15 protein-coding genes and 3 pseudogenes are annotated in these 25,361 nt (G+C 42.6%); 15 read left to right on the top strand and 3 right to left on the bottom strand.

Annotated elements, in window-relative coordinates; translation table 11 throughout:
• Positions 1-467 precede the first annotated feature (467 nt).
• From C558_RS0127985 to C558_RS0127940, 11 genes are all read left to right on the top strand, one after another.
• Positions 468-923: a hypothetical protein gene (locus tag C558_RS0127985; protein WP_018759609.1), complete on the top strand. Its 456-nt coding sequence runs from the start codon at positions 468-470 to the stop codon at positions 921-923.
• Positions 924-1,520: 597 nt separating this feature from the next.
• Positions 1,521-2,171 (top strand): hypothetical protein, encoded by a 651-nt coding sequence (locus tag C558_RS0127980; RefSeq protein ID WP_018759608.1) that lies wholly within the window; start codon positions 1,521-1,523, stop codon positions 2,169-2,171.
• A gap of 95 nt (positions 2,172-2,266) precedes the next feature.
• On the top strand, positions 2,267-3,064 hold the full coding sequence (locus C558_RS32915; RefSeq protein WP_018759607.1) for a stalk domain-containing protein: 798 nt from the start codon (positions 2,267-2,269) through the stop codon (positions 3,062-3,064).
• A 289-nt stretch (positions 3,065-3,353) separates the two neighbouring features.
• Positions 3,354-4,292, top strand: a complete 939-nt coding sequence (locus tag C558_RS0127970; RefSeq protein WP_018759606.1) for a dockerin type I domain-containing protein — start codon at positions 3,354-3,356, stop codon at positions 4,290-4,292.
• Positions 4,293-4,634: 342 nt separating this feature from the next.
• Positions 4,635-4,910 (top strand): S-layer homology domain-containing protein, encoded by a 276-nt coding sequence (locus C558_RS0127965; RefSeq protein ID WP_018759605.1) that lies wholly within the window; start codon positions 4,635-4,637, stop codon positions 4,908-4,910.
• Positions 4,907-4,957 (top strand): hypothetical protein, encoded by a 51-nt coding sequence (locus C558_RS35255; protein WP_425413963.1) that lies wholly within the window; start codon positions 4,907-4,909, stop codon positions 4,955-4,957. Before C558_RS0127965 ends, C558_RS35255 begins: the two co-directional genes overlap by 4 nt.
• 343 nt (positions 4,958-5,300) lie before the next feature.
• Positions 5,301-6,605, top strand: a complete 1,305-nt coding sequence (locus tag C558_RS0127960) for an ABC transporter substrate-binding protein (RefSeq protein WP_018759604.1) — start codon at positions 5,301-5,303, stop codon at positions 6,603-6,605.
• Positions 6,606-6,800: 195 nt separating this feature from the next.
• A complete protein-coding gene (locus tag C558_RS32910) occupies positions 6,801-7,733 on the top strand; it encodes an S-layer homology domain-containing protein (protein ID WP_245583894.1) in 933 nt (310 codons plus the stop codon).
• Between the two features lie 271 nt (positions 7,734-8,004).
• Positions 8,005-8,934 carry a HupE/UreJ family protein gene (locus tag C558_RS0127950; RefSeq protein ID WP_245583893.1) on the top strand — a complete coding sequence of 310 codons (930 nt, stop codon included), beginning with the start codon at positions 8,005-8,007 and terminating at the stop codon, positions 8,932-8,934.
• Positions 8,935-9,032: 98 nt separating this feature from the next.
• On the top strand, positions 9,033-10,763 hold the full coding sequence (locus C558_RS0127945) for a sensor histidine kinase (RefSeq protein ID WP_018759601.1): 1,731 nt from the start codon (positions 9,033-9,035) through the stop codon (positions 10,761-10,763).
• A complete protein-coding gene (locus C558_RS0127940) occupies positions 10,681-12,330 on the top strand; it encodes a response regulator transcription factor (RefSeq protein ID WP_211220810.1) in 1,650 nt (549 codons plus the stop codon). Before C558_RS0127945 ends, C558_RS0127940 begins: the two co-directional genes overlap by 83 nt.
• A 77-nt stretch (positions 12,331-12,407) precedes the next feature.
• On the opposite strand, the gene C558_RS35055 is transcribed toward C558_RS0127940, so the two are convergent.
• Positions 12,408-12,536 carry a hypothetical protein gene (locus tag C558_RS35055; RefSeq protein WP_281167153.1) on the bottom strand — a complete coding sequence of 43 codons (129 nt, stop codon included), beginning with the start codon at positions 12,534-12,536 and terminating at the stop codon, positions 12,408-12,410.
• Positions 12,537-12,845: 309 nt separating this feature from the next.
• On the opposite strand from C558_RS35055, the pseudogene C558_RS35250 reads away from it, so the two are divergent.
• Positions 12,846-13,482 (top strand): annotated as a pseudogene (locus C558_RS35250) (IS1380 family transposase); the annotation flags it as partial.
• A 267-nt stretch (positions 13,483-13,749) separates the two neighbouring features.
• Here C558_RS35250 and C558_RS33460 read toward each other — a convergent pair.
• A pseudogene (locus tag C558_RS33460) lies at positions 13,750-13,963 on the bottom strand (ISNCY family transposase); the annotation flags it as partial.
• Between the two features lie 440 nt (positions 13,964-14,403).
• On the opposite strand from C558_RS33460, the gene C558_RS0127925 reads away from it, so the two are divergent.
• The 3 genes from C558_RS0127925 (at position 14,404) to C558_RS0127915 (ending at position 23,460) form a co-directional block, all read left to right on the top strand.
• Positions 14,404-20,931, top strand: a complete 6,528-nt coding sequence (locus C558_RS0127925) for a DUF7402 domain-containing protein (RefSeq protein WP_018759597.1) — start codon at positions 14,404-14,406, stop codon at positions 20,929-20,931.
• Positions 20,932-21,760: 829 nt separating this feature from the next.
• Entirely contained in the window at positions 21,761-22,627 is an 867-nt protein-coding gene (locus C558_RS0127920; RefSeq protein WP_018759596.1) for a carbohydrate ABC transporter permease, read from the top strand.
• A gap of 5 nt (positions 22,628-22,632) precedes the next feature.
• On the top strand, positions 22,633-23,460 hold the full coding sequence (locus C558_RS0127915) for a carbohydrate ABC transporter permease (protein WP_018759595.1): 828 nt from the start codon (positions 22,633-22,635) through the stop codon (positions 23,458-23,460).
• Between the two features lie 557 nt (positions 23,461-24,017).
• Here the strand turns inward: C558_RS0127915 and C558_RS32050 are convergent.
• Positions 24,018-25,288 (bottom strand): annotated as a pseudogene (locus C558_RS32050) (IS110 family RNA-guided transposase).
• Positions 25,289-25,361: the final 73 nt, after the last annotated feature.

Genomic DNA, 25,361 nt, shown 5'->3' with positions numbered 1-25,361 from the left:
CTTGTATTTGGTATTCTATTAGTTCCTCAACGAACTTATTGGGGTCAGGAAAACAGTAGAACAATTGATAGCGTAGCGTTTGCACCCATTTGGAAACAACTTGCTCCTGGTGATATAAACGGGTTTAACCGCATATACTATATTGATATGCCTCGTCTAATAGTGATCATAATAGTGCTAACAATAATTTACGTAGTTTTAATTACACAAATTTATTCAAATAAAAGTAAGTAAGGGTCAAGCTGTTCGGTGTTGGTTTACGAGAAATATCGAGTTGTAATTAATTTGCTATTGAACTAACGGGACACTATAGCTTAATTAAAACGCGGCTGCCGGCATGGATCGGCAGCCGCGTTGCGCTAAAGGGCAGATTAACGCAACAAAAGACAATAAGACTGTATAAATGATTACACAAAAAGTTATAATTTGTAAACAAATTGATTGGTGTAATTCGGGGGGGGGGAACATTGAATAAAATAAGAATTTATCTGATGTGCATTACATTAGGTATTCTGATAAGTATAGGTGTTGTTTACTTGTTCCTCTCAACCCCAACAAAGTCGATCAAGATAACAGGTAATGCTATTGCATACAACATTGAAACTCAAATTCATAAGACAATTCCCATCCAACTCGATGGTACCTATGATAAAAGTGAAAATACATTTATTGGATCAATGAACATTGGAGGGACTGAATTTAAGCATACTATACTCGCGAATGGTTTCCAGATTGTAACTTATGATAAAGCTACTCGCACCCTTATTGGAACTGCCTATATAAATTCGGATATGACAGAAATCTCATTAGAATTTAACAAAGAGGAGTTCTTAATTTTCAATACTGGTGGTACTTCTATTCTTAGCTATCCAGCAAATAATTTAACGGAAGCCATGCAATTAAACAAAAAATTAAAGAAATAGTAAACCGCATACTACACATCGGAGCTTTTGTTATGCTAACGGGACACTATAGCTTAATAAATAACTAAGACGCGGCTGCCGGCATGGATCGGCAGCCGTTTTGCGCTAACGGGCAGTATTATGAAAAAAATGCTTTAGAATAAAGGGTATGAGTGATTGATGAAGAATTTTACATTTTATGAGTCAGAATAGACAATGGAAACATTTCGCTGTTAAGGATCTGGATGGATATGTCATGGTCTTTGGTGGAAGTGATTAAGCTAACGGGACTCCCATTGGTTCTATTCTTAGAGCTTAAATAACTAAGACGCGGCTGCAGACATGGATCGAAAGCCGCTTGTGCTAACTGCTGGAATAATCCATCCATGGCGAATATGGGACAAACTATAAAGTGGCCGGCGCACCCTTGCAACAAGTTTTTTCTTAAAAAATTGGTCATATATGATTTAGGATAAGGGAATGCCCCAAGTTTAAGCAGACACTAGTTGAGATAGACAAAGAATATTAAGTAATATAAAAACCTAAACTCAGATGCAGCTGATAGGTACAGGAATAGAAAGTATAAATAAATAATCATGCGCATAGGGGAGTTAAGATATGACACAGTTCTCAGTAGGGCTATTTGATCGCTTGTTCGGAAAGAAAACTACGCTGGAATTATCCGATGGTAAAGGAGGTATTGTTAAGCGTACCGTAACGGAAAAGTGGCTAGCAACAATGCAGGAACAAGGGGAAATGTCGGTTGTTAGAGAATCTGCTATAAATTCAATAAGTTCCGATATGGCAGTGGCATTTGTCTTCAAGGCAGCTATGGATGATCTTCCATTGAAGTGGGAATATGTCAAAAGCGAAATAATAGGCTACGATGTAATTTTTAAGGATATCCCTGAGGAATGGGCTCAGTTTGAGTTCATACTGGCTTCGCTTGGGCTTGATTTATTAGCCCTTTATAATCTTTATCCGAAAGAACAAGCAACCGAATTGCATGAACAAGTATTAACGTTGGTCCGTCAGATGGAGGAAATAGGGGAGAACTCGTCAACGGCCGTCCATGATTATTATTTAGTGGTATCGGATGCAGTGAGTAATACAGAAAATCCGTTGGAATATGCCGCATCTTTCTTATGCCATAGGCTTGATCTGACGGAGGATATTGGACCAATCGTATTAACAGGAATTATGGCAGGTATTACGCAACTCGGGGGGAAATGGGGATGGATTAGACAAAACTTCATCATATCCGATTAGCTATTGGTAAATCACTAGTTCATTAATGTAAAAAGTGTCTTAACTAATTCGTATTGAGAGGTTGGTGTAATGAATTCATGAGGAGAATCCCCTTCTTGCTTTCGCTGATAGTCTTACTGATTTCTGTTCCTACTTTAACAGTCTCGGCTTCTAATAACACGTTAAACTCAACAGTAATTTTAAAACTTAATCAATTTTATGTAGTCTATACTTCCCCATTAGCGCCTTATGTAGATAAAGAAAATCGATTAATGGTTCCTTTGCGTAGCCTATCTAATTTATTATCCACAGATGTAACCTACAACGCAGCTAATAAAACGGCAGTCATCTCAAGAAAAAATGATCTGAACGCTAGTGAAAAATACTATACTATAAAGATGGAAGTAGGCAAAAATAAAGTTGAAATCAATGGTATTACATCGGAAATGGACACAATTCCTACTTTGTACAAAGGAAGTATGTTTGTTCCTTTAAGTATTATTACTACTGCTTTCCACATTGATACTACTTGGGATAAATCTAAGAATATAGTTAACCTAAATGTTGATCCAGCTTATTTACCATCTGGAGTTGTTAGTGATGAATTACATTTTTTATCTGATAAAATTAACGAGGATATTAGGCCAATTAAATCATCTGTTATGACACAAACTAAATCCAATGGCACACATTTAGCAAATGTTCGATTGACTGCAGTGAATGAAGGGACCACGACTGTTTTGAGCAACGATCTATACCTACATTTTTATGTACAAGATTCTAATTTTAGTTTCATTGACATTGCTAACAAATCGTTAACTGAGCCCGGAAAAACATTTACAGTCCAAACAGCACCTTATACAATTCTGTCGGACTCACTTCAATATATCCTTGTTGGAGTTTATAATAATTAGCTCAACTTTCGCAGCTTACAGTTCCAACCTATAATGACCGTTTCTGTTAAAAGAGGAGACGGTTTTTTCTATGCAATTAGATACTTAGTTTTTAAAGAAGGGGAAAAAACAACAATATAATGTGACACATCATATGTCGGGTGACAAGAACATATATCGTTTGCCGATTGAGGACAAGAACATATATTGGTTTTCGTAAATGAGGACGATTTTCAATTAGATTTAATTTTCGTGCATTTTTACTTGAGCCAACCCGGCGTTAAACTAACGGGCAGGATAGTTCCAATATGTGGTACCATTAAGTCAGTATAAAATCTGGGGTGCAAATGTAACATGGGATGTAAACGCTTCAAGCTATGATCCTGCCTTGACGATTGCACAGACCTTTACTGTAAATGGAACGGTGACCTTACCTTTAGGAGTAGCCAATCCGAACAGCATAGCATTGACTACTAGGATCAATGTTACTGTCAATGCGGCCGCGGCATCGCTGAATACGGTAATAACAGGTAGTGATAAGACCGATGCCAGCGCCTCATTTAACTTAATTTACGGATCGCAGCATGTGAACTCCACGAATTACGCAATAGATCTGACGCTCAAGTACGATCCGACGAAGGTGGAACTTGTATCGGCAGATTCGCTGAAAGACGTAACGAAGATCGTCCAGAAGCATGTTGATCAAGCGGGGCAAGTTCGTCTGCTTGTGGCAGGCTTGGGCGAGGGGAATGGCGTAATGGCGGATGGCGATGGTGCGGAAATTCACTTGCAAGACGTATCTCACAGCATTCAGATCGTTGCGACGAAGAAGGAAGAATTGAACGCCTTGATTAGTACAGCGCAGCTTGTGCATGACAGCGCAGTGGAAGGCACGAAGCCGAATCAATATCCTGTCGGATCCAAAGCCGTCTTGCAGGCCGCGATCAACAAGGCTAAAGCGGTAGCAAACAACGCGGAAGCTTCAGCGGAGGAAATCAATCAGGCATATGTTGAACTGAGTGCGGCGCTGCAAGCGTTCAAGGACTCGGTCATTTCGCGAATGATGGAAGATATCAACGGCGACAGCACTGTTTCCATTGGTGACTTGGCTATTGTGGCGAGATATTACGGTAAAACTGCTGTCGATCCGAACTGGGATACGATCAAGATCACGGATCTTAATGGCGACGGAATCATTGACATTGTCGACTTATCGATGGTGGCAAGGAAAATACTCAACATTAAATAGTATTTGTGAAGGGACCTCTGGAGGATGGCAGTAATGCCATCCTCTACTATCACCATTTCCGTTAAAGGACGAAATAAATAAATAAACTATTATTTTAGGACAATTGAGTGACTTGCATGCCGAATTCATGGTTTATTTTGTTCCCGCGAAATGCGACTGTATAAGAGAAGTTTGCTGATATGTTGGAGCACTTCGCTCTTAGTTTAACAGCTTCCTGCTGATAAAATTTTCTGATCACATGTTAAAACCCTGCTGATGGGTAATAACGGGGGATGCAAGCAATTTTTATTTCAACGGTAAAGTGCCTACCGGTTGGTCTGGGCTATATGGAGAAGAGAGCAATTGTCTAATGGCAGCACTACGAAAATAGGATTTGCGGACGCAGATAGTATCCCAGAATGGGCAAAGCCGGCCATAGCGGCAGCCGTAGCGACAGGCGTTGTGGAGGGATATGAAGACAATACGTTTCGTTCGGATTATCGGATAAACCGGTCTGAAATGACAGCAATGGCAGTTCGGGTCATGAAATTAGACGTAAACGCTTCGTCTGCATCCACGTTCTCCGATGCCGATCAAATCCCGGCGATGGTTTTGATCTTCGTTCAGAAGAGATTTTGAATTTATCGATAGAATTAGATCGACTGCTTAATGAATACCATAAATAACTTACTCTGCTCAATAGGGGTGCGAGTCCTAAACAGTTCATTGAGGTGCTGACACTTTACGACGGCGGACGAGAATATCGCTTCCGTCGATGACGGTCTATACACAACCTGCACAGGCGCTGGGACAAATTCGCTTGATCATCGCATCGCTTGGAATGGATCATTTTCTCCCCCTCATTGATGATTATCATCAGAGTAAGAATAGATAACAGAGGAGTTCTATAAATACTACAAGATTTTCATAAATCCTCTATAGGACACTATCATTCCCCTTTTTATAATAATAGTACGGTAAACGGTATTAAGTAGTACGTTTAACGTTATTAAACGAGGGAGGTTTACTATGAAAAAGATTGGGTCTTTATTGTTGGTGACTACATTATTGGTGGGAATGACTGCTTGCGGTGGAGGTAATAATGAAGGTTCGGCTACTAATCCGTCGGATGCAGCGAATAGCTCTAACGAGCCTAAAACCCAAGAATCTGTCCAAGCAAAGTTTTTCTACGATAACGCAGCTTGGACGGACTATCTGAAGGATATTAATCCGATTACGTTGAAAAACTCTCAGACAGAAATGATAGGGGTTCCCTACAACGAGCCTACTTCCTTCCAGACGGCAGTTAGGGTAGGGTTTACAACAAATGATGCGGCGGACGTATTTAAATGGTGGAATGGATTTCAGATGAAGGAACTTGTTGATGCAGGATACCTTGCAGATATGACCGAGCAATGGAAGGAAATGGAGAAGGACGGCGTGGACCCTTCCATGGCCAATACATTGACCTTTGACGGCAAGACTTATGGGATTCCAGCGGGTGTACATTATTGGGTCATGTTTTATAACAAAAAATTGTTTAATGATAATGGGTTAAAGGCACCGAGAACATGGGACGAATTCCTTGCCGTTTCCGATTCATTGAAAGCGAAAGGCATTACGCCAATTGGTACAACAGTTACAGATGTATGGAACGGATTTATCTGGTTTGAGGAAATGATGATTCACTCCAATCCGGATCTTTATAACAAATTGGTAGTTGGACAAGCGAAGTACACAGATCCAGGCGTCGTCGAAGTCATGAAAACATGGAAGTCGCTATACGACAAAGGATATTTCGCTAAACCGATGGATTGGAATAAAGAAATTGCCCCAGCGATGGCTAAAGGACAGTTCGCGATGTACATGATGGGTACATGGTATTCCGATTATTTCAAAAATGCCGGGATGAAACCAGGTGAAGACTTGGGTACTTTCGTACTTCCAGCGATTAAACCTGAAGCGGGTAATAATGTGATTTCAGAGGTGACTCCGTTCCTCGTCTCGCAAAATTCGAAGAACAAAGATAATGCGATTAAAGCACTTGTAGCATTAACCAAGAAAGAAGCAAATGAGAAAGTGCTCTCCTTGTACGGAGGTGTTCCGATCCGTAAAGACATTGAATCTAAAGATTCTGTCATTAAAGAATTGTCTGATACGATTAACCAAGGCGGCTATAAGTCGATTACACGTTTTTGGGAAGCGACTCCCTCCGAACTTTCGGAGTATGCATCAAGTGAATTTGTACGCTTTATGCTGAATCCGGATCAATATATGACAGTGCTTGAAAATATACAGAAAAAAGCTGATAAATATTGGTCTGAACATAATTAATAATGATGAGCCACGTGATGATATCGCCGACTTCCTGAATAAGCGACTCGTACCCTAGATGATACTTTCGTTAAGGAACATTGTGATGTTGCATATTATTCCGGTACATGTGAGCGCTTTTTTGATCACATTATAACCGCAGTTTTCATAAACATCGCTGCTGTAATAAAAGCTGAACCAACAACAATTGATTTAGTGCTAAACTTATTTCCTGAACCAGGAGATACTGGAAATACTTATTCTCTGACTATTACGGCAGGAACAGGCGGACGAATTACTACTGGAAGAAGCGGCACCTATGAAGAAGGATCAGTGATAACCATTGCAGCCAAATCCAATTCGGGATACAGCTTCAAGGGATGGTTATCTACTGATGGTGGAACTTTCGCCAATGCTAAAGAAGCTAGTACAACCTATACCATGCCGGCAAATGAAACAACTATTACAGCCACATTCACCTATATTGGCTTCGGTGGCGATGGGAGTAATAATGGAGGCGGTGAAACCACATCTACACCAACGCCTACACCAACGCCTATGCCAACTGAACCAACTGATCCAGTGAATCCTACTAAGCCTAGGATTCCAAAAGTAGAACTAACAGATATAGCGAATCATTTGGCTAGGGCTTCCATTGAAAAGTCTGTAGAGCTTGGGTTTGTAAGTGGATATGAAGATGGGACTTTCAGTCCGAATCGTTCTGTTACACGTGGCGAGGTTGCAACGATGTTAGCTAAAGCACTGAAATTGGATCCTGGTGAAACTGAATATAGTTTTGCTGATAAAGATCAAACTCCGGCATGGGTACGGCCATTCATTCAATCAATTGCTAAAGCTGGATTCATTGTGGGATATAAAGATGGTACGTTCCGTTCAAATAATAAAATATCAAGAACTGAATTAGTAGTAATGATTGTTCGTGCACTGGGGCTTGAAGTAAATCCAAATGCAACACTAATGTTTGATGATGCAGATCAAATTCCAGCATGGGCAAGACCGTATGTAGCAACAGCTGCAGAAGCAGGCTTAATTAAAGGGGATGGGAATGGCAAATTTAATCCTAATGCTTTTTCAACCAGAGCTGAAGCAGTCACTTTAATTTTAGCTATGTTAGATAATGTAAAATAAAGTTTTACAAGGCAATAGACAATAAAGCCGCAGTTATTAACTGCTGCGGCTTTATTAGTACTGCGTAACCTTGCGATTACATCCAGCGACATGGCAGGCAATCAAGTAAGCAATCCATTAATGAGAAGGGGTACCGGGAATGATCCGCCGTTATATCATATTAATAGGTACGATTATATTACTTTTATATAACTCTTCTACCTCATTTGCTCATTATAAAAGTGTCGGCTACTCGACCTTAAACGTGAAAGGGAACGAGATTCTCTATGAATTGTTTTTAGAAGAGGTCGATTTGTACCAATTTGACATCAATAAGGATTTCATTTTTGAGAACGAAGAACTGGCCTCGCAAAAAGATCAAATCGAAGCTTATATACGCGAAAGACTTCGCATCGACACAGACCGGGGACCTTTGAAAATAGAATTGCTTTCTACGGCTGTATCGGATAAGAATTCTGCGAAAGGCGTAGTTTTTCAATTGCGATTTACCGCAGATGAAGAGATCGATCAATTTAATCTTCATTACAATTTTTTGTTTGATGACATTGCGCCTGATCATACGAGTATGCTCTTGGTCAATTCAGGGGAATTTTCCCATCAAGGTATTCTTGCGGAAGACACAAGAGACATTCAACTTGACCTTCCCAGGTCCAATGTAGGCTTCCTACTCTGGAATTATTTCGTTCTTGGAATCCATCACATTTTGACAGGTTACGATCATTTGCTGTTTCTATTATCGTTGGTATTAATCGTATCCCGATTCAATGAAGCGTTGAAAATTGTAACCGCTTTTACGATAGCCCATAGCATTACACTTTTCTTGGTGGCGTCGGACCGCATTCACGTCATCTCGTATTGGGTCGAAGCCTCGATTGCGCTGTCAATCTGTTATGTGGCAGTGGAAAATCTGTTTGTTCAAAAGGCGAAATGGCGGTGGATATTGACAGCTTTATTCGGCCTGATTCACGGTATGGGCTTCGCCGGGGCATTGGCTGAAACGGGGCTTCCAAAGCGCAATCTGGTTGGCACACTTCTATCGTTTAATTTAGGTGTGGAAACGGGCCAGTTAATGGTCCTATGCTTATTACTGCCCCTCTTGATATGGCTGCGGAGGTTCTCTTGGTATCGTAAAATGATGATTTCAACGTCTTGCCTTATTTTTATACTAGCATTTTATTGGTTGATTCAAAGGTTGATTTGAAAAAAACTTATAAATATTGGTCTGAACATAATTAATAATGATGAGCCAGGGAACCGTATCCGCGATTTCCTGGTTGTTTCGTTCCGGAGGGGTTATTCGTGTTCATTTCATTTCCGAATCGGTTGACACTGATTATCACGGTTACAATTTTGATACCGACAATATTCATCAATTTAGCAACCTTTTTCTTCATCAAGCAGGAGATGCAATCCGATGCAGCGTCTTGGCTGCAAGGAATGACCGTAACTACTGGAGAAACAATGGATAGCTATACAAAGTTAATGGACGGAATTACGATAAACCCCGCATATGACTATACACTCATGAACATCTTGGAGACCCATCGAGACAACAAGATTGGTTTACTCGGATACACATTTGACGAGATAGCGCAAATTAATGGACTTCTTTCGATGATCTGGGCGACCAATCGCAAAAGTCTGCTTACTGTTGAGTTATTTGATAATAACCAAAACCGCTTCAGGCTTGGAGAGGACATTTTGAACAGCAACATGGATTGGATGAACAAGGCTAGGTTAGCTCAGGGAGGGAGCGTTCTGGAACCTCCTGTTAAGATCAAAGACGGACAAACTGTTTTTTCTATATCCAGGCAGTTGTACAAACCCCATACATTTCATGCAGTCGGAATGATTCGCGTGGTTTTTATACTCGACTTCCTTGCGGCAACTAGTCATGAGGTTCAACAGCGGGATGGTAATTTACTACTGGTGGGTGAGAACGGAAGTGTGTTGTACGATACCAGGCAGAAGTGTAATAACAAAAAGTTGACGGATTGTATCGGGAAGGATCAATTTAACAGCAGCTACAAATCGGATGTATCTGGATGGACATTGGTCGGTGCCATGCCTGTCAACCAACTCTTTTTAAAAGTGAATCGAATTCAGAAGATTATCCTGCTGGTCAATACTTTTTTTTTCGTGGGAGCTTTGTTGGTCATTGTTTGGTTAAGCTTCCAGATGTCGCGTCCACTCATGCAGCTCAGTAGAAAGATGCAGATTGCATCGAAAAATCAATTTCAAATTGAAGTTGCAGAAACGAATCGTAAGGATGAGATTGCTATCATTACAACCAGCTTTAGAAATATGATTAAGCACATTCAAGATCTGATCGCCGAGGTGACGGTCACAGAGCAGCGGCGTAAACGTTCTGAAATCTCTGCACTGCAGGCTCAAATCAATCCACATTTCTTGTACAATACGTTAAGTACGATTGTTATGCAGGCAGAGATAGATGGAAACTACCGTATTTCAAGTATGGCATCACAGCTAGGTAAACTTCTTCGTTATGCGATCGGTCAGGAAAAAGAATGGGTGGATGTTAGACGGGAATGTGAACATATTCGACTATATGTGCAAGTTATGCGGTATAGATACCCTAGGGTGACATTAGAGCTTCTGGTAGATGAAAGGGTGGAGGATTGGTCGATGATTAAGCTCCTTATGCAGCCAATCGTTGAGAATGCCATATTGCATGGTATCGTGCCCGACGGACAAGAAGGCATGATACGAATCCGAATCTCGGCAAAAGAAGACTTAATGAAGGAGACGCTCCATATTGTTATAGAGGATTCAGGGATCGGGATGAATGAAGATCAATTGATAACTTTAAAGAAGGCGATATCTGGTTTGCAATCGAATGAAACCACAACAATTAAAGGGATGGGGGTCCTTAATGTTTATGAAAGAATTCGACTCGCATATGGGGATGGACCGATCCGATTTGACGTTGAAAGCCAGGTGGAACGTGGAACAAGATACATCATCGAGCTGCCGAGAGTCCATATTGATGAACGTCATGATCGTGGATGATGAGGAACTATTGCGTCATGGAATTAAGGCAATGATCGAGCGTATGGACCTTCCATTTACTGTGGTTGGTATGGCAAGTGACGGGGTACAAGCACTAGAGCTATTGGCAGACATTGAACCGCATGTCATTTTGACCGATATCCGTATGCCTAGAGTTGATGGTCTCGAATTGGTTAAGATCGTTTCTACCCGATTTCCTAAGGTGAAGTCGGTCATTTTAAGCGGATATGATGATTTTGATTTTGCGAAACGAGCCCTCAAGCTTGGTTGCATAGATTATTTGGTTAAGCCACCGAGCTATTCGGAATTGCGGGAGCTTCTATTATTGATTTACAAGGAATATACACTGGAAAAGATAAAGCTACAGGAAGAAACCGAAAAAAACGAAATCATCAAACGAAATCAGTTGCTGATTCGAACTGACTTCTTGCGGAGCATTATGGTACAAAAGGGTTTCCAGCATACGATGAACATCCGAGAGCAATCTAGGCGAATCGGTCTGGATATGGATTCAGAACATTATGTTGTTAATATACTCAAGTTCGAGAAACAGCATGAGCTTCGTCAGAAATATACGTTAGCGGAGTGGCAGTTGCTCCAATATGCAGCTTGGAATATTGCAGTCGAGACACTTGAACATCATCTTTGCTTTTATGATGAGAAATCGAAGCTGGTCATGCTGTTTAAGGAGCCATTAACGGTTGAAGAATGCGTAGAGAAATGTATAGCGATTCGTAATAATATCGCATACTACCTTAACCTGTCGGGTTCAATCGCAATCTCGCCGCCTACGTCTTTGTTATCCGTAGGAACCGGTTATACTGTAGCTCGGGAGCTATTAACCCTGCGCTTAATACGAGAAAAACCTGTGATAATCACAGAGGGGGATTCAGCAACGCTGATAAACGATAACACTCAGTATCATTTGGATCAACTACTCGAGCTCTTTAAGATCGACGAACCGCAAACACTCGGCCAAAAGTTAGAAAATTGGATTCAGTCGGTAAAAACGTCGGCTTATACACCAAAGGCTATTGAAATTATTTCGAAGGAACTACGAATTGCCTTAATCGCGTTGTATCGCTCCCTGTCAATTAACGCAACGGAGCCATCAGCGAAAGCCCTATATGCAGATCCAACTTGGCACGAACGGATTGAACTAGCTGATACGCTCAATGAGCAGTTGGCTCCGCTTCTGCAATTGATCGAGAGATTGGAATACAAAGGGCAATTCGGAACGTTACAAAATCGTACCATCGAACAATCATTGAAATTCATTCGAAAGAATTTCAATAGCAATTTGAACCTGTCCTCAATCGCTGAGGAAGTAAAAATGACCGCCGCCTACTTCAGCGTATTGTTTAAAAGGAAGACTGGAAAGAGTGTCATCGAATATTTGACAGAAGTTCGCATGGAGGAAGCCAAAAAATTGTTGCAAAGGACGGATCTGAAAACATACCAGGTGGCTGATCAAGTAGGCTATTCCGATGCAGGCTATTTTTCTAATATTTTTAAACGCTATACGGGGATGTCGCCACAGGATTATCGCAACAAGTCGCAACTATAAATACTCCATGAAATCCATAGATTATGATACGAGGAAATTGGGGTGGCCAGTACATCCGCCTCGTTGAAAAGGTTCGGTTACAGTAGATCCGAATGCGTCTTCTCGCTGGAAGTACTCCGACCGTCAACAAGGCGATGTACAACTGTCTGGAAACGATGGGCTTTCGCAGCGGCAATTTCTTCGGTCTGGTGCCGGAGTCGTTCCAAAACTCGTGGCTGTTTGGTGTGGAACTGGACAGCATTACCGGCCGTATAAAGGTTACGACAAACACAAGTTTCCGTCACCAGAAGGACAACTTACGACCGCCCTGGCGGATATTTTGCGTTGGCAGTAACACTATATATTCTACAAGAAATCAATATTTTTTCTATGTAAACGAATATAGAGTAAGTTCATAATTTAGTTAAACCTAAATTTCGAAAGTGCCAATCTCTGTAAACGTGAAAGAGCTCCGAATTTTTTGGGGAATAGTGTTTGTCGACAACACATCACCCAAAGAGAGGAGCACCTTTTGGGTGAAGTCTACCACACTCGTCAGCAAAATCAAGACCGAAAAAATCTTTCGGGCTTATCTCGAAAAAATCACGCTTTCCGAGGCGATGGACAATCTCTCCGGAGGCAAGGCGCGCAACTCGGTTTTCCACATTCATCGTATATTGCTTTATCTCATCGTCGGCTGGATGCTCGGTTGCGAACGGATCTTCCGTTTCCGCAAGTTGCAGCACGACGCGTTGCTGAACCGCTTTCTGGGTGACCGCTGTCCGAATCACATCTTGCTATATAAGGAGCTCGTCTGGCTTGGTCGGTTCTGCCTGCAGTGCCAACTGAACTAACGGATGCTGAATCAGGATATTATTCGGCTGTGCTAGCCGTCTGAACTTATTCTCGAACTGGAGCACGCACGATTTGATAATGGCTTCGGCGGAGAGGATTTCTACAGCCTATGGGAAAGCAAAGAAATTGGCTATGTCGGTAAGCATAAAGCGCAAGTATTCGAAGACGGTCAGGGCCGTATTGTGATTGACACGGGCTGGCAATACGAAGCGATCGTGACGAATCTGGAGTGGGAGCCGATTGATTTGTGTCGCTTCTACAACCAGCGTTGCTGTCTCTATCGACCGAATCGCGACAAGCGATTTCAAGGCCAACGAATAATGAAAAAAAGCAACAAAATTACATGGGAGATCACCGTGCCTATTGAGTGGGGGAGCGATTATCCACATGTGGATAGTCAGAGTCAATTACATTGGAATCCTATCCACTTATTAACAGGCTAGGTACCGCTTTCCTCAGATACCAACCTCATCATTAGGGGCTTTCGAAATTTAGGTTGAAATCAGTAGCGTTGAATAAAACATGACAATGAAACAATCCATCTTCTGCGTTTTCCTCAGAACTCCATAATTTCCATTTACTTCCTTATTTCACTTCTGTTTTGAGTATTTTGGCCGCTCTTTGCAGGTTGTGGGTCAGAATTCCGAAACCGACCCAACTTTTAGAGCCAGCAAGGCTAATTTATCTGCTGCGGGACAAACCGCACTTTCGCTTGAGGAGACTGATCTTCGCCTCGCCAGCGGCACGATAGCGCTAACAAATTTTGGAACCATATTTGTTTCTCGTGATCCGATCGCTTTAGGCCAGCCGACATCCTGAACAAGATACTCGTTCCCTAGATGGTACGTTCGTTAAGGAAGATTGTGATTTTGCACTTTATTCCGGTATATGTAAGCGTTTTTTTAATCACGTTATTACCTCAGTTTTCATAAACATCGCTGCTGTAATTTGAGCCTGTCAAGGCATGCTCTTTTGCCTTGATAGGCGGTTCCTACCTCCGACGGTAATTGGCTGCCCAGCAAGTCATTGCTAGGCCTACTTCGCGGCGAGCGACGGGGTGCAGTGGACGTGTTCCCTGCGGTTCCCCCGTTCAAGATTCGTTCGTCATTCAGCAATTCATCGACGCCAATTCGGCCGGCAGCGTACGTACGTTGTGTATTACTTTTGTTTTGACATTTACTCCCCGACTTTTACGGGGGAAACTAATTAACAACAAATTTCAAAGAAAGTGGGAGTGAAATGAAATTATTTAAAGTACAAAAAGCTTTAAGTTTGGTACTTTGTCTATGCATGGTGATTTCATTTTTTACACCGTTAACAAAGGTTAGTGCAGCAGTAGGCGATGTGACTATTAGTAAAGTAAAGCAAACGTCAATGGTAAGGACAGATGGGAAACAAGAGACGATGGTTTCAGTTTCAAACGGCAGCACAGCATTTTCAGGCTGGGCAAAGGTGACGATCGGTACAAATCAACCGTACACAGTCGCCATTGGAAAAATAGCTGCTGGAACTAGTGATGTTATGGTTCCGGTATCGGATACCCATGCCATGCTGAAACCTGGTGAAACCACTACTTTGAAGCTTGAACTGTGTGACAACGAGCAGTGCAGCGGTTCGGCTAAAGCCGTGTATCAGACCGACGAATGGGCAAGAACGCGCCATTGGGAGTTTTATCTATCTCAACAAATGCATACTGATCTGGGTTATACACTCTATCAGGAGGATCTGAAAAAAGCATATTCCAGTTATTTAGATATGGCAATACAGTATGTGAAGGAGTCGGATAAGCGAGGAACTGATATAGAGAAATATAAATACGCAGTTGAGTCCAGCTATATGATGGGCGAGGCATATTCGAAGAATAGGAACGCGGACCAGATTCAGGAAATAAAAGACTTCATTGATGTAGGAAGAATGACCATTGGTGCTGGACAGTTTAATTATACGACGGAAAATTTCAGTACCGAGGAAGCAGCGAGAGCGCCGTATTACACCAACCGCCATATGGTGGACAAATTGGGAGTAGACCCTAGTACAACGCAGCGGATGTTTGACAACCCTTCATTTAGCAAGGGTTACGTGGATGCCGCTGTACAAGCTGGCATCAAATACGGCATCCATTCCATGAATGGAGACCGTTCCCCTTACTATAAGAAAAGGCAGTATGACCTTTTCTATTTGGAAGGAATGGATCCCAATAATAAGATGCTGATATTTAATGGCAAGTCTTATGCTGAGAACTACGGTTTTGGCGGTACTCATGGCAGTGATGCAGGTAGTGTGGCAAGTGCCCAAAATAGCATCATGTCCATTATTGGAGATTTGGAAAGCCGAGTCGGAAGAAACGCCTATCCATATGATAAATTTCCTATGCCGCTTGTTCCGTTTGGTGATAATAGGCAACCATCGGATTCCCAAATAAAAGTTGCAAACGATTTAAACAAGCAGTGGAAAGATGCCGGTTATGCATATCCTAGAGTAAAATCGGCTTTTGCAGAGGAATTCTTTGAGGATGTAGAAGCAGAATACAAGGACATGATTCCTGTGGAAACGGGTACGGAGGAGAATTGGTGGAACGACGGCTGGGGCACCACCGCCTACGAGTCTGGAACAAACAAGGAAGCAGGCAGCTTGATTCCTGTTGCAGAGACAATGGCTTCCTTTGCTTCCACATTGACGGGTAGCGAGTATCCTTACGACGACCTGTTTCAAGCATTAGAACGGAATCACATCTATGATGAGCATACTTGGGGGGCAGCAGGTTATGGCAGTGCAGATTATCATAACCAGTTTGAGTGGAAGCGCAGCAACGCATTTGGTGCTAAATTATTGGCACGAAAGGTGCTGGATAATTCCTTAAAACAGCTCGCTTCACGAGTTGGCACAACAGGTAAGGGCATCTATGTGTACAATCAGCTAAACTGGGTGCGAAATGATGTTGTTGCGATTTCCGATCTCAGTGATCTACCAGCGTATTTTGTGATCAAGGATGGCAGCAAATCGGTGCCTTATACGATCAAGGATGGCGTCTTGACTTTTGTTGCTAAGGATGTTCCTGCACTAGGCTACAAGACTTATACCATTGAGGAGACACAAGCAGTTCAATCCTATACCCCACAAGTCATTACGGGGGATAACTTCATTGAAAATGATTATTATAAGGTTACATTTGCACCAGATGGCACTATTTCCAGCATTGTGGACAAGCAAAACGGCAACCAGGAAATTGTGGACGCTCAGGCTCCGGTAAAGTTCAACCAATACCAGTACTATGATGATTTTGGAATCCCATTTAGCAATATGGGTGCAAGTTTTGACCAAAGCAAATGGAAACTGTATGTGCCTGGTAATCCATCAAAGTTGGACGTACAAGCTAACGGTTATAGCGCGGCTGCAAGCATGAACACGGCTACTTTCCGTACCAACAGTATTAAGCAGAAGGTTACACTATACAACGACATTCCTAGAATTGATATCTTGAACGAAATTGTCAAGGAACCTCTTCCTAATTTGCAGGCGAAAGAAGAAGCTTTCTATACTTTTCCGTTCAAAACATCAGGCAGCAATTACGAGATCCGCTATGATCTGCCAATTGGCAATACGATAGAAGGCGATCAGGTCTATGGCACCTCACATGATTGGTACACGGCTAATAAATGGGTCAATGTGAAGGATAAGAGCAATAACTACAATATGACATTAGCGCTTCCAAACTCTGCGCTACTGCAGTTCGGTGAAAGAAGAACCGGAAACTGGTCGTTCGACTATAAATCCGAAAAGCCTTATATTTACAGTTACATTATGAATAATATGTGGCAGACAAACTTCCAGGGAGATCAACCAGGTTATGTGAATTTCAAGTACTGCATATCCACGAATACAGACGTTGGAGTAGGCGAGTCGGCTCGTTTTGGTTGGGAAATTAGCACTCCGCTTCAAGCGACTGTAATAACGGGGCAGCAAGGGGCATCGGGACCAGTATCAGACAGCATTATTAAGGTTAACAAGGATAACATCCAACTGACAACGATGAAGGCATCGGAAGCAAATTCGGACGGCATGATCGTTCGTTTCCATGAGATTACAGGAAAAGCAACAAATAAAGTTACAGTAACATTACCATTTGACAATGCTACTGTAACTGAAACGGATATAGTTGAGAATGATTTGTCTGAAGTGTCGAATTCGAGCACATTTACATTCGATATTCCTGCTTATGGCATCAAAACCTTCCGTGTGCGTTATGGATCGGCTCCAGAGGCAGTGACAAATCTCAATGCTGTTTCAAATTCGATAAAGGCAATCAATTTATCGAAGAATGCAATAGCAATGGCCTCAAGTGAGTATAGTGCTCAATATGCTGCAGAAAATGCAAAAGATATTGGAAATGGTCTAGAATGGGCATCTAAAGGACAAAAAGAAGCTTGGTACCAGCTGACTTGGAGTTCTCCGGTAACTGTTAAAAAGATTCTCGTTGCAGATAGACCTAACTCAACTGATGATATTTCATCTGCAATTATTACTTTTAGTGATAATAGTACTGTTGAGATTACCGATATACCACCTAACGGAAAGCCGAAAGTGATTGTTTTACCTGAGGAAAAGACAATTACTTCTCTAAAAATTGATATTAAAGGTACTCCATCCACCTTAAATGTAGGTCTAATAGGTTTGGAAGTTTATGCTTCGGATTTAAATACGAACGCAGCGGGAACACAGCTTAGCTGGGATGCAGTTGATAGAGCCCTGTATTATGAAATATTCCGTGATACCAAACAAGACTTTACAGCCGGCCGCGGAAATTATCTAGAGACCACCCGTGATACCGTTTGGTTTGACACGCAAGTTACTGTTGGATTAAAGGATAGTTACTATTATAAAGTTCGTGCAGCAGCAGCGGGAGCGAATGGTAAACCGTCTGCAGCAGTATCCCCTCATGCGGGTGATATTGTAGATACTACCGTACCTGGAACACCTAATTTAGTTGCACAACCACGGGGAACAAATCAAATCGATTTATTCTGGACACCAGTTCATGACAATGTCATGGTCGATTATTATGAGGTATATCGTGATGGAGTGAAGCTGGGTGGAATGTATGACAACTATGTTTGCTCATACCGTGATAGAACAGCTAAACCTGGAGTCGAATATACCTATACAGTCAAGGCAGTAGACACAAGCGGCAATGTGGCGGAAAGCAATGCGGTTAAAACAAATGCATTTACGAATGGTGTGACATTGTCTGATTTAGAAGTATCTATGGGAACCTTGTCGCCTAAATTTGACTCTGCACTTAGTGTCTATTCCCTGAATATGGGTGATAACTTTGGGCGTTTTGAGGGTGTTAAGGTGACTCCGACTACTGATGATGCAGATGCAGTTATAACTGTGAATGGAATCGAGGTAGCTAATGGTAAAGAAACCTTGATCCCGATTAAAGAGGAAGGCGACAAGATTACGATTGAGGTGAAAAAAGATGGGCAGACCAAGTTCTACTTTTTAACAGTCACTGCTAACGATCCTATTATTGTGCCTAATCAAGCATCTGTAGGTAGTGAATGGGCACCTCAGTCAGGCGGTCAAAAGGCGGCTAACCTGATAAACAATTCCGGTATGTCAGGAACGACTTCGCTTCAGGATACTCATGATACAGCTAGTAATACTATTTGGCATACAGATAGTAATCCAGGCAATAAGGCATGGGCAAAGATTGATCTAGGCAAGGTCTATCAACTGGACGAAATGTGGATATGGAATATAAATCAAGCGAATAACTCTTCACGCGGATTAAAAAATGTCAAGATTGAATATTCCATTGACGATATCCATTGGAGTGAATTGAATCCTCCAAAGGGTATGGTGTTTAAGGATGTAGTGGTAGACGGATATCCATTCCAGTTAGCAACAGCAAATGGTAAAACTAGTTCTAAAGCCACCAACTTAAATAACGATAAAAATAGTCCAGTTAGCTTCGAAGGAAAGGACGTGCGGTATGTTCGGATCACTGCACATCCTGAACCTGGAGTAGGTTCTTGGGGAGATATCTATTACGGACTGAGTGAACTTCGTTTTACACGAGCTATGGAACTAATTGATTTCATTCCTGTTGAGGAAATTGTTGTTTCCGCTCAGGACAATGCACATGAAATAACGGTTAGCGGAGGCAGCCTTCAAATGACTGCAAACGTTGAACCGAAAACCGCAACGAAGAACAAAGTGCAATGGTCAGTGACCGATGAAGCTGGAAATGAAACGAAGGATGCTATCATCGATAAGAATGGAATGTTGTTTGCACGTAGTAATGGAACCGTAAAAGTAATTGCCACAGCTAGTGACGGAACAAGAGTAACTGGTGAATACACCGTTCAGATCACAGGGCAGAAAGAGCTGTTGCCGGTAGCAAAAGTAACAGCAGGAAGTACCTATAGTAATTTGCAGCCCCCCATTAATATTATCAATAGTTCCGGTATGAGTGGAACGAAAAGCTTGTATGATATCCATGATAATAATGGTAATGCGGCAACCATGTGGCATACAGACATCAACCCTGGCGTGAACGCTTGGATCGAGTTCGATCTTGAAGAGGTCAGCAGTGTAGGCGAGATGTGGATTTGGAATATTAACCAGCAAAATAATATTGACAGGGGCTTTAAAGACGTAAAGATTGAGTACAAGGTTAACGAAGAAGATCAATGGACTGAACTAAGGGGGTCAGGTTCGAAAGAAGGAAAGGCATATCCATATACCTTTGCTAGAGCGACGGGCAACCCTAATCAGCCAGCAACCAACCTTGTAGGTGGTAAATCGGTGGTCTTTAATACACAAGCCCGCTTTATCAAACTTACGGCAGATCCAGTCGCAGGCCAAGGTTCTTATGGTGATGTATATTATGGCCTTAGTGAAGTTCGATTTACACGCGGAGAAGCGGTTGAAAAAACTGCGGCGGCGATCGGAGGGCCGGAGAACGTCCGTGCCGGGGAATCGTTCGATCTCACTTATGGATTGAACAATGTGACCGATAGTGTCTATGCCCAGCATGTTAAAGTTTCGTATGATCCGGATAAAGTTGAATTTGTTTCTGCCGAATCTATCGCGGACGGAGTCGCCATCGTGAAACAAAAGGCAGAGCCGGGTCAAATTCAAATCCTGGTGGCAAGTCTTGGCGAAGGAATCGCATTAAGCGCCGGCGGCGATGTACTCAAGCTGCATTGGAAGGCGAAACCGCTTAGTTCATCGGCATTGTCGGCAATATCGTTCAATGCAGTTATCGCTAACGGCAACGGGCTTGAAACACAACTGGACAGCGCTGCTCATCAAGTGCAAATTTTGGCAGCAGCAGTCGACAAATCTGCGCTTAACGCATTGATCAGTGATGCGCAAAGCGCACATGACAATGCAACAGAAGGCGTTCATATCGGCCAATATCCTGCTGGATCAAAAGCAGTGCTGCAGGCGGCAATTGACACGGCATTAGCCGTATCTCTTAACAACTCAGCTACACAGCAGCAAGTCAATCAAGCCACAATCGAATTGGGAGAAGCGCTGCATGCGTTCAGAACGTCGGTAATTACTAGTAAGACAGGAGATGTGAATGGAGACGGCAAAGTTACGGTAGGCGATTTGGGGATTATTGCGAGGTACTATGGCACGAAGAATACGGATCCAAATTGGGATATCGCCAAAGTGGCAGACGTCAACAACGACGGCAAGATCGACATTGTAGACCTTGCGATCGTTGCCAGAAGAGTACTCGACACAGATTAAACTAGACAAATATACTTACAACAGAGAAAGCACGGTAGAGGTATCAAAATGAAATCAAAAGGCAATCGCTCTAAGTGGTTGTCCTTTTGATTTTAATAGAATAGATTCTCGGAATTTTGAGGGGAAATGAACGGAACAATGGCAGTGGCATTATGGGCTGCGTCAAGCAGCATTTTATCCACTATGCCTAAGGTGTATCGTTGCGCATATTCAATCGAACTAACGATTTGCCAATCGGTACATCTGGAAACGAATTGAGGCAAAAAACAGTTTGTCCGTCTTTAATCTTAACAGGAGGTTCCAGAATGCTCCCTCCCAGAGCTAACCTAGCCTTGTTCATCCAATCCATGTTGCTGTTCAAAATGTCCTCTCTAAGCCTGAAGTGGTTTCGGTTACGAAACACTCGAATATCATCTTTGCTTTTATGACGAGAAATCGCAGCTGGTCATGCTGTTTAAGGAGCCATTAACGGTTGAAGAATGCGTAGAGAAATGTATAGCGATTCGTAATAATATCGCACACTACCTTAACCTGTCGGGTTCAATCGCAATCTCACCGCCAACGTCTTTGTTATGTGTAGGAACCGGTTATACTGTAGCTCGGGAGCTATTAACCTGCGCTTAATACGAGAAAAACCTGTGATAATCACAAAGGGGGATTCAGCAACGCTGATAAACGATAACATTCAGGGATGTCGCCACAGGAATATCGAAACAAGGCAGTACTATAAATACTCCATGAAATCCATAGATCCTCTATACCTGGAGTCCCTTCTAATCCTTACAATTAATAATAAGGACACAGAAGTCAAAAGGAGAGGTTAATAAAAATGATAGCTTATTGGAAAAAGAATGGAGAAGCTCTGCTTTATGCGCTTCCTGCCGCGTTATTGATCATCGCATTTTTTATCACTTCGATCGCATATACGATCTACTTAAGCTTTACTGACTATAATGGATTGGCAGCACCGAAATGGGTAGGATTATCCAATTACTTAGCGATCTTTCAAGATGCAACCTATTTGACCTCTTTAAAAAATACTTTGATCTGGGTATTTGCTTCACTTATTTTACCCGTTGGTTTTGGCCTGTTGTTCAGCGTGCTGCTTCAAAATTTGAAGGGGCAGCGTATTTTTAAAAATATTTTTTATTTACCTTATGCGATGTCTCTCACAGTAGTTGGAGTTATTTGGGTATTTTTGTTTTCACAAACGGGTATCAACTACATGTTAACACTGTTAGGTCTTGAGGCATTTACCAGGGATTGGCTGACTTCACCGCCACTAAATACATTTTCGATGATCGTCGCTTCTGTGTGGCAGGGGACAGGAACGAACATGCTGTTATTTCTGATCGGCCTTGGCGCACTGCCTAAGGAGCCGTTTGAAGCCGCCGCGATTGACGGAGCAAACCGAATCCGCACATTCTGGAGCGTGACGCTTCCAATGCTCAGTCCGATCACAATCGTTGTGATGGGGATGTCTCTTGTTAACAGTTTTAAAATTTTCGACATCATTTGGGTAATGACGATGGGGGGGCCGTACCGTTCATCTGAAACGCTGGCCGTAACGATGTTCCGTGAATCGTTTGTTCTATTCCACTTTGGACAAGGTGCCGCAATTTCAATTGTACTAACGATCGCTTCCATCGCCGTATCGTGGTTCTATTTACGGAAGACAATTATAAAGGAGGGGTGATCGGCATGAAGCGTCTCGGACAATGGATTATTTATATCATAATAGGGCTACTAGCGATTTTATGGGCACTTCCTGTCATCCTGGTTCTCATGAATGCATCTAAATCACTGACGGATTTTAGCCAAGGTAACATCTGGGCTTTTCCGACTACGTTTCAATTAGGTAAGAATATAATGGAAGCTATACGAATGGGTGGTTTGGGGTCAGGGCTCCTCAGCAGTTTCAGCTATGGGGTACTCGGTGCTGGGATAGCGATCATCCTTTCAGCGATGGCTGCCTTCGGAATTGTTATACTTAGATTGAAGGGTGGCTTCTATTGGTTTCTGCTGATCTATAGTGGTACAATTTTCCCATTTCAAATGTATTTGGTTCCGCTTTTCAAGGGCTATCAAGAGCTGGGTCTATATGATACTTTTGTAGGCATGCTTTTATTTTATACAGCAATCGCTATACCATTCTGTGTCTTTCTTCTTCGTAATTACATGGCAGCGCTTCCTTATGAAATTGTGGAAGCTGCACAGCTTGATGGATTTCGCAGCTTTGAAATATTCATCCGAATTATCGGGCCGTATCTGTTGCCTCCAATATCCGTATTGTTCCTTTTTCAGTTTACTTGGATATGGAATGACTTAGTTTTCGGTATGACCTTAACTCGATCCGAAACTATTCGTCCGATTATGGCTGGTCTAGCGACTATGCAGGGGATTTATTTCAGGTCCGGTGTCACCACTCTTCTGGCTGGGATCGTATTGACTTCGTTGCCAACGGTGCTTCTTTTCTTTGCCCTGCAGCGCAATTTCATTAAAGGCATGCAACATTCAGTGAAGTCTTAACGGAGTATGCAACACTAGATCTGTAAAAAAAGCGATCTTCGAGTCGGTCATCAGACTTTATCTCGCCAAAGGTGAGACATCACCATGTCAGTAGCAAGTGAACATGCAAGTGGATTGAGGATAAGGCAATAGACGGTCCATTTGAATAACTAAATAAAATAAGTGATTAAACTCCCTCGGTACGATGTAGTTTTCTCACGAATACTCGCTTATTCGCAGGATTTCGCCCTTGCTTGAAATACGGAAAGATAGTTAGAGAAAGCTAGTTGAAGACCAGGACAATATGAAGACGCGAGGAAATAAAGGGGGAGGTTAGAACCCTATATTCTTCCATATGCTGCACACATTCTCCACGCCGCCCCTGGAGGTTCTCACTCCCATGTCTCAACGGGTCTTTGCCCTCTCATTCCTTCGTTACGCCTGTCCAAGGGGTGGAGGCCGGTCTTGCTAACGGTACGGGTCGGTGCCCTTTGGTTGAATGTATCCGGTACTCCGTGCTTTCTTTGAAACCCTGCGAATAAGCCAAAATTCGTACGACGAAACGGTTATCTTAAGCTTTAAGCTGCTAGTTGAATTGGCATCGTTTTATGAGGATTGTATGCCTCGTTGCTACGAGCCATCCCTACGAGAATGCGAGCTAATTTACCACATAGTTTCATCAGGGACCTCATTTTCTTCATCTTTTTCACTTGAACATTGTACGTATGGATCGCTTTGAACTCCGGATTGTTCGCAATTAAACTCATGGCCATCATAAAGATGAAACGGCGGAGGCGAGATCGTCCACGTTTACTAATCTTCATCTGACCCGTCCATTTCCCAGAGCTTGCTTCTGCGAGGTTAAGGCCAGCATGCCGCAGTAGAGCATTGCCATGAACAAATCCGCTTAAATCGCCGGCTTCACCAAGAATTCCAGCGAGTGAAATGGCGCTAATCCCTTTGACAGCAAGCATGGATTTAGCAAAAGGAATGCGATCTAACACGGCGATAATCTCCGCTTCTACTATGCTTAGCTGCTGGCAAGCAAGGTCGTATTCATCGAGTAACTGCTTCAAGTGAAGCTTGTAGGCATTCGTGGCTTGTCTAGAACCCACAGAACTACTAGCAAGGGCGATAAGAGCTCGAGCTTTTCGCTCACCAGAATGACGCTTCATCAGTGATTTCCAGCCTTCGATGATTTCTTTTGGCTGTAGTTTTCGAAGTTCTTCAGGTGTAGGAAAAAGACGAAGTGGCCAACGAACCGGTGCACATGAGGCTCTTAAAGACCTGCCGCAACTCGGGGAAAACAATGTCAACAAAGCGATGGATTTGGTTTTTAGGCACTCACGAGTCTCGTCACGACAGAGTCGCGGTTTGAGAGATAAACACGCAGCTCTTCAAAGGCCTCAGGCGTGCTGCGAATGAAAGAGTAATAGCCGTTTTTGACCATATCTGCAATAACAAGTGCATCCTTTTTGTCGCTCTTGGAAGGCGTATTGTCACGGTTTTCTTTGTTCTTTTTCACGAGATGAGGATTGACAAGAACGACTTCGAATTGGTGATCCGAGAGCCACTTGGAAAGGTTAAGCCAGTAGTGACCGGTAGGTTCCATCCCGACAATGGCGTTAGTTAGAGTGTGTGATGCTTGTAGAGATTGCACCCACCGAAGGAGATAGTGTAATCCTTCTTCATCGTTTGAAAAGGAAAGGGGATTCCCAATGGCGATTCCTCGAAAGTTCACCGCACGTGCTACATGAGTTTGCTGGGCGATGTCGATCCCGACGACGAGGTGCTTGGCGGTAATCTTTTCAATGAGTTGATTTTGTTTCTCCTGTGCCTTAAACTTCATAGTAGAGCGTCCTCCTGGATGATGGGATTTAAAGGGCTATGACCCGTTGCGTACTCCCATCGTACCGAGGCGC

The sequence above is a fragment of the Paenibacillus terrigena DSM 21567 genome (assembly GCF_000374845.1).
Lineage (GTDB): Bacteria > Bacillota > Bacilli > Paenibacillales > Paenibacillaceae > Paenibacillus_K > Paenibacillus_K terrigena.
The sequence above is the reverse complement of the archived record's forward strand: the minus strand, read 5'-3'. Positions and strand labels throughout refer to the sequence as shown.